Here is a 10342-nt window from a genome sequence, read left to right on the forward strand (position 1 = left end):
ATAGTTTATGAATAAATGATAGGACAAGTTGAATATATTCGTTTTTTATACACATTCAACCGGTTCTCTTGCAATCGAAACCAAGTTTCTTCCAGAAGCCTTAGCTTGATATAAGGCAATATCAGCACTCGAAATCAAATCTTCATAACGACTATCTTCTGAGTTAATCACCGCGACGCCGACACTTGCTGTAACGTCAATGGACTCATCAAGATAGTTAATATTCATGTTAGCGATCTCGTGACGAATTCGTTCCGCAACATCTACAGCACCTTGCAAATCAGTTTCAGGTAGAATCACAGCAAACTCTTCACCGCCATATCGTCCAAATAAATCACAAGAGCGTAATAGATCAGAAATATCACTAGCGACTTTTATCAGCACTTTATCGCCACATTGATGGCCAAAAGTATCATTTAGCAATTTGAAATGATCTAAATCGAACATGATCAATGCGAGACTGTGTTGGTAGCGACGCGCTCTAGCAAACTCTTTCGCTAAACATTCTTCCCAATGCTTACGATTAAATACTTTTGTTAACCCGTCGATACGGTTAGACAGCGCCAACTGCTCTAACGCAAGGTTTAACTTGGTTTGATAATGATAAACATCAGTCACATCTTCAATTAAAATACAAACCTGATTAGTCTTGCCATCTTCTATACATGGAATAAACGTACAATTTTGTGCCATAAAAGCACTGTCGGTCGTTATTGGCCTTGTATGGGGCAATTCAAATAAATGGTGGCGCTGTTCCCAAGAGCAAAATGTTTGATTTTGAAGTTCAATAACACTCGAGAGTTTACGTTCAAACCAGCGCTTCGGAAGCTCTGGAAACACTTCAAATATACTGTGACCAATAACATCTTGTTCTGCTTTGTTCGAGTGAATCATCAAAAATCGATTCCAAAAGACAATGTTAAAGTCTAGATCAATGACCAAAATGCCCGTGTTCAATTTTTCAGTAATACTCGCACAAAAGTTATTTGCCAGCATCTAGAAGGACTCCAATATACGATCAATTACCGCGGTAATATTAACGATGGCAGATTCAGGAATTAGCAAAATCATGTCACAATTAAACGAGTAATCGGTCACTTGATAGGTAATTTTGACTTTTAAAGCGAAATCCCAGTTAAACGACTGTTGTGCAATATGCTCAGACATCGCATCCTGTTTGGACGATAACAATCTTGGCGCACTGTAAGACATTTGGTTATCTATTTGGCTGGCAAAGACATTTAAAAATGTCGTTGTCAAAATAGAACTTAGATCCGTGATTTGTTCTTCCAGTGTTAACTCACCCGGCTCATAACCCAACAAATCGGCTAAGCGATCCGAATCTTTGGGTTGATAAACCAATAGCGCTTCACCACGTATCCCCTCATAGCCAAAAAAACCCTGACTAACAATGGCAACAGCATCCTTAGAGGGGTTTAACGCATTTATGAGATTAATAGAACTGACTTGTTCAATACTTGGTACTTTCAAATAAACAAACGTATCTAAATACCTTGCTAGCTGATCACTGGCTTGTCCCATGGCAACATTGATTAATTCTTGTAAACAATCTTGCTGGTCTTCATTTAAATTAAAATGCTTCATACAAAACCATGATCTGTTAGTTGCTCAATTAACAACGCTTGTTGTATAGGCTTCTTCAAAAAAGCTTTTGCGCCTAAACTTAAAACCTTGGCTTGCATTTCAGGCTGTATATCTGCGGAAATAACAAACACAGACACGTTTATATCGTGGTCTTTAATTGCTTGTAAAACACCAACGCCGTCCAAAATAGGCATGGTTAAATCAAGAAATAAAAGGTCAACATTTTGACGTTGAAGAAGGTTTACGGCTTCCTGTCCATTAGTAGCTAACTCAACATTTAATTTCAGCGACTCTGGCAGGCTACGTAACACCTGTTTTCGCGCGAGGTTGGAGTCATCACAGATTAATACTGACGAGCTCATGGAATTACTAATCCTTTTTTATTGTTATTTTTTAACCGCTTTAATTTACCTTAAAATTACTCTGGTGTTAATGCTCTAAGACGATTTATTGTCATTTTTTGAACATCAAATATCTTTCCTTGAATCACGGAATCGTTAAGCTCATGTTTCTAATATAAAAATTATATAAAGTTATTGAAAAGAGACAAAAGCTCGATAGCGTTTCGCTACTGAGCTTTTCAAATTATTTAGCAAGGCCTTAAACTAACCACTAAAACAAGACAACCGTGATAAAAGTTAGAGAAACCATTGCTGATAACAGGTAAATCGTCGTTGCTTTTAAGCAATAATCGTATGTTTTCATTACAATCCCCTCGTTCTCAATGCCTAACTATGGTGAACTAACAAAGCAAGTTTCAAACCAATGGTTATTTTTTGTACGCACGAGGAGATACAACAGATCACTGAAATTATTTTTTAAATGGATTTAGCGCATCAACACCTTGCCAAATGAGCTTAGCCTGATGGAGGTTAAGCCACTTTTTAGCCTGCTCAACATTTGAATAATGTTGTGCGACCAATTGCCAAAATTTTCGACTATGGTTTAAATGTTTTAAATGACAAAGTTCATGCACAACCACGTAGTCGATAACCCAATCGGGTACCATTAACAACAGATAGTTAAATTGTATCTTACCAAAGTTATCGCAACTCCCCCAACGAGCCTTGAATTGCCTAATATTAACAGTTTTTGGATACAGTCCTACTTGCTGACTAAGTTTCTCTACTTTGGGAAGAATCACTAGTTCAGCTTGCTTAGCAAACCATTGTTCTAACGTTTTTTTTATATAGATATTTAACTTATGGTTATTTTTAATACGTTGGTAGGTGCTCGATTTAATGCAGAGGGTAACCGTTTCATCATCAATAATAATGTCCGATTGCTTACTTTCAAGAATAACTAAGCGATGTAACCTTCCCCACAACCAAAGGCGTCCATTATGGGTAAGAAAGTTCTGTAGTGGTAGTTGTTGAGCTTGCTTTTGAGTAACTTGTTCGATCCAAGACTTACGTTTGGCGACAATAGCGTCGATATAATCTTGTGAAGTGTAAAAGGGTGCACGAATGATCACTTTGCCATTAATCACTTTTAACGCCAATGACTTTCGATCACTGCGGATCAGTTCGTACTGTACCACTCTACCTTACCAAAAAATTTATGCTGCATCAGCCGATGAATCTGCAGCTTCTTTACTTTTATCTTCAGATACGTTTTTTGGTTTACTTGGCGCTTTCTTCACCGCTTTTGGTTTTTTAGCTTGCAGCGCAATAAGCACATCTTCTCTATGCTTAGCTAGATAGATACTTAACTCTTCTTGAAGACTCTCTGATAATTCAATTGGGGCTTTTTGAAGCATTTCGGTCAAATTATCCGCCATGTCCAACATTTTGTCATATTCATCTGCCGCTTTCTTATCCATAAATGTCTCAACCTCCACCCCATTTCTGATAACGACAAATCGACTTTCTACTGCCATTGCTTTCCCTTAATAATTTATCAATTCGCTCTGTACAATTGTACTTAACTAAAAAACACCCACAACTGTATACATAAACAGTAATATACTCTGATCGTTAATTTTTGCAAGTAATAACATTAAAAAAGCAAAATGTTACAAGTCTTAGCTTGTCATTTTTTCATAAAAGCTGCATATACAAGCGCTAGACGCTATAGTTTAACATTGAAGACTTTATAAGCTAACTTCGCTAGACTATAACAAATTTAAATTCGCCGAGCTTAACTGGCTAAGTTGTGATAAATATGCCGCTTAAGCCGTGATCACAAATAGATCACCAAGGTTAAACTGGAAACGCTTTAACCTCCCGACATTTGGAAAGGTGAAATGTTAACTGATACTTTCGGCCGCTCGTTTAATTACTTGCGGCTATCGATTACTGATGTTTGTAATTTCAATTGTGATTATTGCTTGCCGAATGGTTACCAAGCTAATTCTGAGCGCAACTTTCTATCGATACCAGAAATAAAAGTACTGGTAGAAACCTTTGCGTCCTTAGGCACTCGAAAAGTTAGGATCACTGGCGGGGAGCCTTCCCTGCGAAAAGATTTACCGAAGGTGATAGAAACCCTATCAAACATTAATCACATTGACCACATTGCCATTACCACCAACGGATATAAACTCTCAACACAATTACCTACTTGGGTTGAAGCTGGATTAACCTCACTTAATGTGAGTATCGATAGCTTAGATCCTCGCCTTTTCAATACCATTACTGGCCATAATAAGTTACCCGAAATACTCAAAGGTATCGATAATGCTATTGCACTTGGTTTGACTAAGATAAAAGTTAACTCCGTTTTGATGAATACTTTCAATCGAAAGCAACTTAACTACTTTTTAGACTGGGTCAAACAAACACCAATTACGGTAAGATTTATCGAATTAATGCAAACAGGCGACAATCCAGAGTTTTTCGCTAAGGAACATGTTGCTGGTGATGAGTTTAAACAAAGGCTACTAAATGATGGTTGGCGCCCTTTGGCGCGTGATAAAACCTCAGGCCCAGCATTAGAATTCTCACATGATGATTATCAAGGCAACATCGGACTGATCATGCCTTATAGCAAAGATTTTTGTCACAGCTGTAATCGACTTAGAGTGAGTGCTTTAGGCAAACTGCACCTTTGTCTTTTTACCGAACAAGGGCATGATCTTCGGCATTTATTAACACACGATAATAAAAACCAGCTCGCACCGTATTTAAGGCAACTACTGATGGATAAAAAGTCTAGTCACTTTCTTCACGACAAACTGGTTGGAGCCACTGAAAACTTCTCGACAATTGGTGGTTAAAATGACCTTAGGTGTTGTATTGTCAGGAGGAAAATCAACTCGAATGGGTATAGATAAGGGTTCATTACGACTCGGTAATCAATCTATGTTGGAATATGCCGTCGCCCTTTTATCTCAGTGTTCGCTCGATAAGGTTGTTGTCAGTGGCGACCAACATGATATTCCTGATGTCTTTGCCAACCTTGGTCCATTATCTGGAATTTATAGCGTAGTAAACAAAACAAAGCCATCCGCTATTTTAGTGCTGCCAATTGATATGCCTCTGATAACACCTTGTCTATTGAAAAAGCTATTACGTACGGGTGAAAATGCCAACAAAGCTTGCTTCTTTAAACAATCTCCCCTTCCCTTGTATCTACCTTGCAACAATGAAATGCTAAAAACCCTCATGCACTTACTTAAATCTGCAAATAACAAAGGTCCAAGTATAAAAGCGTTTATCAGTGGCATCGCTCACATTTCATTAGACGTGCAGTCACCGACGCTCTTGAAAAACTGCAACACACCACAAGAGTGGCATCAAGCACTCGCTTTAATGAATAAAAATGTTGATAATTTAGAAGTAAATAAATAGTTAAATGTACTTTTTGCCTTTTAGATACTAAAAAAGCTCCTTTCGGAGCTTTTTTAGTATCTTGTTTGTTATTTAAATAACCCTGAATTTCTATCGGTAATGGCTTCTCGCCATCCCCCTAACCATTCTGATCTTGCATCGCTATTTTGATAAGGACAATTTTCTTTATTTCTTCCGGAAAGGCCTGCTTGATAACCGTTTGAATACGCTCTACCTAAACGATCTCTTTTTTGTCTTCTCATAGATTCACTCCATAACTTATTGATAAGTATAGCTTTATTTTGACTTCTACGGTCGACAAAGGAAATTTATCGACCTTTTGATTTAAGAACAAATAAGAGGTCATTGCAAGCACTTTTCATGTGGTGAACAGACTTGATAAAGTGAAATACTGCTGTAGAAAAAACACACAAAACCAAAATAAAAATAATCGATTTAAAAAACAGGCTGTTAATAAAATCGCAATATAACTGTAATACATAAGTAAAAAGTTTTAATAATTAAAAAATTTAACCTCCGTACAAATACTATCGATTAACTAATGGCTTTACTAACGCCTCTAGTCCATTAAGCTTAACTTCATACATTAATGCCAATTGCTGCCCTAACTTGCCTTCTGGGTAACCATTGGCATGAAACCACACTAAATAAGGCTCAGGTAATTCGAGCAATTTTCTTCCTGCATACTTGCCAAAAGGCATGATTTGGTTTACCGCGATACGCAGCTCATTTTCGCTTGATAACATATAAAAACTTGACTCTAGATTATTGTTTTAACATTATGCAACTAATAGAAATAAAATCGATAGAAATATAGATTCTAGCTAATACATTAACGACGAAGATCATCATCATAAAAGTAATAACAATACGATTACTCTGTTGCTAGCTCTGATCACACTAGCAAAACTTTAATTGAACAAATCAAGAGTAAGCTTCGTTTGATAATTACCTCAAGGAAAATAGGCTGTAGCTGATCGCTAATTATTAACATGGATAAACTAATTTATGATAAATAAGAAGTACTTTATCAATATTGTGGCAATGTTTTTCATTACGATGATTAGTATGCCATCGACAGCGTATACAAGCTCTTTTAATGAACAACTCAATAAGTTAGAAAAACTTTCCTACACTGATGCTGATTTGGCGCTAAAAGGCATGAAAAACTTGGAGATACAAGTAAACTTTAGTACCAACAAAGAAAAGCTTCGCTGGATCATTCTTGCCATAAATACCGCTAGTCTTGCTAATAACTATCCTGCTATCGATTACTACATTGAACGCTCACAAAGCATACTTGATCGCAGTAAACCGATTAACCAAGTTTGGTTAGAATTGCTTTTATCAGGAAAGTTGTTTGTTCAAGGTCGATGGGCTGAAGCACTGCCATCACTTCAGCAAATGGAGTCTACCATTAATTCGTTTGACGACAGTTTGCTAACGGCTTACTACAACTACATGCTCTACTACGCTTACCTCGGAAGCCAAGCAGCGGACATCGCTTTAGATATTGCCATTACTAACTATAGTCAATGGCAAGACATAGAAGAGTATTACCTAGCCTTGAACATGCTTTTACACATCGCAAATTTACGATTGAACTTCCAAGACTTTAAGGAAGTTCAAAATGCTATCGTAGTTGGTCGTAAACAAGCGACAGAACTTGAAGCCAATAACTTACTTATTGCTTTTAAAGAACTTGAAGCACGGTCGCTAATCGCCCAAGGAGCAGCGGTAGAAGCAAAAGTGATGTTGACTGAATTGCTAGAGCGAGATGAGATTACTCCTAAACACGACCGTTTTTTAGGTGTGCTCGAAAATTTAGCTACTGCGAATTTTCAATTAAAAAACTACAAAGAAGCGGTTGATAATATAGATAGTTTTCTGGAGCATTCACAGCGACTGCGACCTGACATTATCAGTAATGCTAAAATAATGATGGCTGAAGCATTAATTGAATTAAAACAATTTGAGCGAGCACAAGCGATAATTGATGAAGTTTTACCTGTTTATAAAGCGAACAATGATATCTTTGGCTTGTTTAAAGTTGATAACATAAACCTTGATTTATACTACAAAAATAATGATATCGACGCCTTATATAATGCGGCGAAGAGCATTGTCAAAGCCGTTAGAAATTACAGTGATAGTCAAGGTGCCGTGCGCTCTCAACGTTCGACCAAAGTTGCTCATGCTGAAGAGCAAAGTCAAGTTGTCGAAGCGTTAGCTCTTGAGAATGAAAAAAAGCAGCAAAAGCTTTCTTTGTCACAGCAATTAATCAAAGCGAAAAACCAATACCTGATGGTTCTATCGATATTTATTATTTTATTAGTAGGGCTTCTAATTTGGACCTTTATCCTACTCAAGAAGATTAGAACACTTGCAAATACCGATAGCCTCACCGGTATTTTAAATCGACGCGCAGGATTAGAATTAGCTGAAACATTATTTAAAAAATCTAAAAATCGGACAGGTGATATCAATTTATCCGTTGCAATTTTGGATTTAGATAAGTTTAAAAGTATCAATGATACCTATGGACATGACATTGGAGACTCTGTACTAAAAGCGACGGTAAAAACCATTGAAAAGCTACTTGGTGAAGGTGATATATTTTGTCGTTTAGGTGGAGAAGAGTTTTTATTATTACTCGCCAACAAAGAGCCTGAAAAAGCCAGAGTTATCTATCAAAAGATTGTTGACAGTATTGCTAACTTTCCCTACCAAAAACTCGGATTAAGTAAAGCGATTACGACCAGTATTGGTGTTACCAATGTCAGAGATGACTTATCTTTAGACGCTGCCATCATTGAAGCCGATACCGCGTTATATCAAGCGAAAGGTAACGGACGAAATCAAATAGTCACGTATCATTTACCGCAGCAGTAAGCACCTGCTTACTGTTAAAGCAACCAGATAATTGACATAATTCTGTCATAAGCAAGCCTTATAATTATTCCGATTTAGGAAAACCGCGTAATAGCGTGACTGTAGGAATAGTAAATGTCGATCGTACGTAAACGTAGTGCCGCTCAAAAAGCTTATATCCCAACATCGGCAAGAGATAACCAATATATTTTGGCCGAATTCGCGTTAACAGATGAACTTATACGCCAGTTTGACCTGCTAAATGACAGTGAACGAATATACGAAAAGCTCTACCAAAGTTTATCGCAAGCATTGTTCACTCTCAGTCACGATTATCAACTAGAAAGTACTGTTTTTGTTGCCAATGATAAATTGGTCAGGGTTAGATATAGTCAAGATATGCATCAATGGCAAACTAGGCAACAAATACTGTTTTATTACAATCCTCAGGAGCATCACCTACAAAATGCCTTTTACGATGTATCAAAAAGAGCAAATAAAATCACTCTAGTGTTCCTGGCAAATGGCGATGACATACGTAAAAACGCCGCCCATTTTCATAAGCGAGTGCTAAAGCTTCTTGCCGACTATAGTAAGCAATTTAAACTAGACGCCAACAGCATTCGCGTAAGAGATCATCAACATCTTACTTATGATCTATTTGCCAAAAATAAAGGTTGCATCAATAAAAAAGCGCATAAACTAAAACATATTAGCGACCGCTATCGTCAATATCAATTTGAGTTTCCAGAGCAAAGCTCCTCGATTACTTATGCCGTTGTTAATTTAACCATTACTGAGCAAATTCTTAATTTGGTCGATATTGATCTAAACTCCACCGATCCTTATAACCCTTTGTATACCTTCTTAACAGACTCATTTTCACTAGTTGCCAAACGATTTAACCTAAACAATGGTGCTCTTATTGCCAATGGATTGGTTCCTATTGTCAGGCATAGTGTAGAAGAACAAATATCAAGAGCAGGTGAGTTGCAAATGCTCGGTTATAACCCTGAACAAAGTCCATGCGGGATCATCAGTAAATGGCGAAGTGACGAATTAGTTGACAACGTTCATCTAATTTTTGTCGCCACCAAAGAAAGCTTTGATGCCTATGGTTTTGGTCGTTTTCTTAACCAAATAGAGCAAGCAATAAAATTAATGGCAACAGAGCTTGAAATCGACCCAGCTCAAAATGAGCTAACCGTGCGTTTTCATCAACACGTAGGCTATGACTTTTGATAACGACATTGCCAACAAAACGTCCTAAAATTTCGTTTGCGATGATAGTCAACCGGGTCGCTGCAAGACGGATATAGACAAACAAACATCATTAGCCATACAATGTCGTAGGCAATTAACTGCCCGTATATCAACACAAGCGAGTTGCAAATGACAATTGAAAAAATCACTCTAGGTGCAGGTTGTTTTTGGTGTGTAGAAAATATTTTCTCACGAATAAAAGGGATTCAAAGCGCAGTGAGCGGCTATGCCGACGGTGATGTAGAAAATCCAAGTTACGAGCAAGTTTGCTCAGGCAGTACAAATCACGCCGAAGTAGTGCAAATTACCTTTGATGCCGATCTTATAAGTGTCGAAACGATTTTAACGGTGTTCTTTGCTATTCATGATCCAACGACGCTTAATCGCCAAGGTAATGATATTGGCACACAATATCGTTCAACGATTTTGTATCACAATGATCAACAAAAAGCACTTAGCAATCAAAAAATAGCTGCTATTAATGAAAGTGGAGAGTTCGCAGATCCCGTCGTTACCACCGTTGTTCCTTACCGTAATTTCTACAGTGCGGAGAGCTATCATCAAGACTATTACACCAATAATCCAGATAACCAATACTGCCAGTTGGTGGTAGCAAAGAAAATCCAAAAATTCTTAGCGAACTTCTCTCACCTGTTAAAAAATCAGAACCTTACCTGAGCACCTAAGGTCAATTATCTTACGGATTGAGTAGCCAAGCTGATGCTGAATTCCAACAATAAAGCTAAAAATAGAATTGAAATACATTCTTGAGCGAAACCTTTTCCCGTCTAACAAAAAAAGGCCAGCAATAA

12 protein-coding genes and 1 riboswitch are annotated in these 10342 nt (G+C 37.4%); of the genes, 5 read left to right on the forward strand and 7 right to left on the reverse strand.

All coding sequences use genetic code 11. The features are described 5' to 3' along the window. Nucleotides 1–45 precede the first annotated feature (45 nt). The 5 genes from ACSLUH_RS11265 to ACSLUH_RS11285 form a co-directional block, all read right to left on the reverse strand. Nucleotides 46–996: a GGDEF domain-containing protein gene (locus ACSLUH_RS11265; RefSeq protein WP_448566999.1), complete on the reverse strand. Its 951-nt coding sequence runs from the start codon at nucleotides 994–996 to the stop codon at nucleotides 46–48. Beyond that, nucleotides 997–1605 carry a chemotaxis protein gene (locus ACSLUH_RS11270; protein ID WP_448567000.1) on the reverse strand — a complete coding sequence of 203 codons (609 nt, stop codon included), beginning with the start codon at nucleotides 1603–1605 and terminating at the stop codon, nucleotides 997–999. Beyond that, the gene (locus ACSLUH_RS11275; RefSeq protein WP_448567002.1) at nucleotides 1602–1967 is read right to left on the reverse strand and encodes a response regulator; all 366 of its coding nucleotides are present in this window, start codon (nucleotides 1965–1967) and stop codon (nucleotides 1602–1604) included. Before ACSLUH_RS11275 ends, ACSLUH_RS11270 begins: the two co-directional genes overlap by 4 nt. Before the next feature lie 449 nt (nucleotides 1968–2416). Then, nucleotides 2417–3145 (reverse strand): M48 family metallopeptidase, encoded by a 729-nt coding sequence (locus tag ACSLUH_RS11280; protein WP_448567004.1) that lies wholly within the window; start codon nucleotides 3143–3145, stop codon nucleotides 2417–2419. Nucleotides 3146–3163: 18 nt separating this feature from the next. Next, nucleotides 3164–3484: a YebG family protein gene (locus ACSLUH_RS11285; protein ID WP_448567006.1), complete on the reverse strand. Its 321-nt coding sequence runs from the start codon at nucleotides 3482–3484 to the stop codon at nucleotides 3164–3166. Between the two features lie 240 nt (nucleotides 3485–3724). Next, a riboswitch (molybdenum cofactor riboswitch) is annotated at nucleotides 3725–3864 on the forward strand. Between ACSLUH_RS11285 and moaA the strand changes: the two genes are divergently transcribed. Beyond that, nucleotides 3851–4822 (forward strand): GTP 3',8-cyclase MoaA, encoded by a 972-nt coding sequence (moaA, locus tag ACSLUH_RS11290; RefSeq protein ID WP_448567008.1) that lies wholly within the window; start codon nucleotides 3851–3853, stop codon nucleotides 4820–4822. It overlaps the preceding riboswitch by 14 nt. A 1-nt stretch (nucleotide 4823) precedes the next feature. Next, nucleotides 4824–5396: a molybdenum cofactor guanylyltransferase gene (gene mobA / locus ACSLUH_RS11295; RefSeq protein ID WP_448567010.1), complete on the forward strand. Its 573-nt coding sequence runs from the start codon at nucleotides 4824–4826 to the stop codon at nucleotides 5394–5396. A 68-nt stretch (nucleotides 5397–5464) separates the two neighbouring features. Here mobA and rmf read toward each other — a convergent pair whose 3' ends face one another. Both rmf and ACSLUH_RS11305 read right to left on the reverse strand, forming a co-directional pair. Beyond that, the gene (rmf, locus tag ACSLUH_RS11300) at nucleotides 5465–5638 is read right to left on the reverse strand and encodes a ribosome modulation factor (RefSeq protein ID WP_448567012.1); all 174 of its coding nucleotides are present in this window, start codon (nucleotides 5636–5638) and stop codon (nucleotides 5465–5467) included. A gap of 285 nt (nucleotides 5639–5923) precedes the next feature. Beyond that, the gene (locus ACSLUH_RS11305; protein ID WP_448567014.1) at nucleotides 5924–6142 is read right to left on the reverse strand and encodes a DUF3820 family protein; all 219 of its coding nucleotides are present in this window, start codon (nucleotides 6140–6142) and stop codon (nucleotides 5924–5926) included. A 262-nt stretch (nucleotides 6143–6404) separates the two neighbouring features. On the opposite strand from ACSLUH_RS11305, the gene ACSLUH_RS11310 reads away from it, so the two are divergent. The 3 genes from ACSLUH_RS11310 (at nucleotide 6405) to msrA (ending at nucleotide 10208) form a co-directional block, all read left to right on the forward strand. Then, the gene (locus ACSLUH_RS11310; protein WP_448567016.1) at nucleotides 6405–8288 is read left to right on the forward strand and encodes a GGDEF domain-containing protein; all 1884 of its coding nucleotides are present in this window, start codon (nucleotides 6405–6407) and stop codon (nucleotides 8286–8288) included. 114 nt (nucleotides 8289–8402) lie between these two features. After that, nucleotides 8403–9509 carry a DUF3083 family protein gene (locus ACSLUH_RS11315; RefSeq protein ID WP_448567018.1) on the forward strand — a complete coding sequence of 369 codons (1107 nt, stop codon included), beginning with the start codon at nucleotides 8403–8405 and terminating at the stop codon, nucleotides 9507–9509. Nucleotides 9510–9659: 150 nt separating this feature from the next. After that, entirely contained in the window at nucleotides 9660–10208 is a 549-nt protein-coding gene (msrA, locus tag ACSLUH_RS11320; RefSeq protein WP_448567020.1) for a peptide-methionine (S)-S-oxide reductase MsrA, read from the forward strand. Nucleotides 10209–10342: the final 134 nt, after the last annotated feature.

This window comes from Thalassotalea ganghwensis, assembly GCF_053485795.1.

Bases quoted from the DNA above. Each gene is read 5' to 3' on its own strand.
- ACSLUH_RS11265 (WP_448566999.1), bottom strand. From the start codon at position 996: ATGCTGGCAAATAACTTTTGTGCGAGTATTACTGAAAAATTGAACACG.
- ACSLUH_RS11270 (WP_448567000.1), bottom strand. From the start codon at position 1,605: ATGAAGCATTTTAATTTAAATGAAGACCAGCAAGATTGTTTACAAGAA.
- ACSLUH_RS11275 (WP_448567002.1), bottom strand. From the start codon at position 1,967: ATGAGCTCGTCAGTATTAATCTGTGATGACTCCAACCTCGCGCGAAAA.
- ACSLUH_RS11285 (WP_448567006.1), bottom strand. From the start codon at position 3,484: ATGGCAGTAGAAAGTCGATTTGTCGTTATCAGAAATGGGGTGGAGGTT.
- moaA (WP_448567008.1), top strand. From the start codon at position 3,851: ATGTTAACTGATACTTTCGGCCGCTCGTTTAATTACTTGCGGCTATCG.
- mobA (WP_448567010.1), top strand. From the start codon at position 4,824: ATGACCTTAGGTGTTGTATTGTCAGGAGGAAAATCAACTCGAATGGGT.
- rmf (WP_448567012.1), bottom strand. From the start codon at position 5,638: ATGAGAAGACAAAAAAGAGATCGTTTAGGTAGAGCGTATTCAAACGGT.
- ACSLUH_RS11305 (WP_448567014.1), bottom strand. From the start codon at position 6,142: ATGTTATCAAGCGAAAATGAGCTGCGTATCGCGGTAAACCAAATCATG.
- ACSLUH_RS11310 (WP_448567016.1), top strand. From the start codon at position 6,405: ATGATAAATAAGAAGTACTTTATCAATATTGTGGCAATGTTTTTCATT.
- ACSLUH_RS11315 (WP_448567018.1), top strand. From the start codon at position 8,403: ATGTCGATCGTACGTAAACGTAGTGCCGCTCAAAAAGCTTATATCCCA.
- msrA (WP_448567020.1), top strand. From the start codon at position 9,660: ATGACAATTGAAAAAATCACTCTAGGTGCAGGTTGTTTTTGGTGTGTA.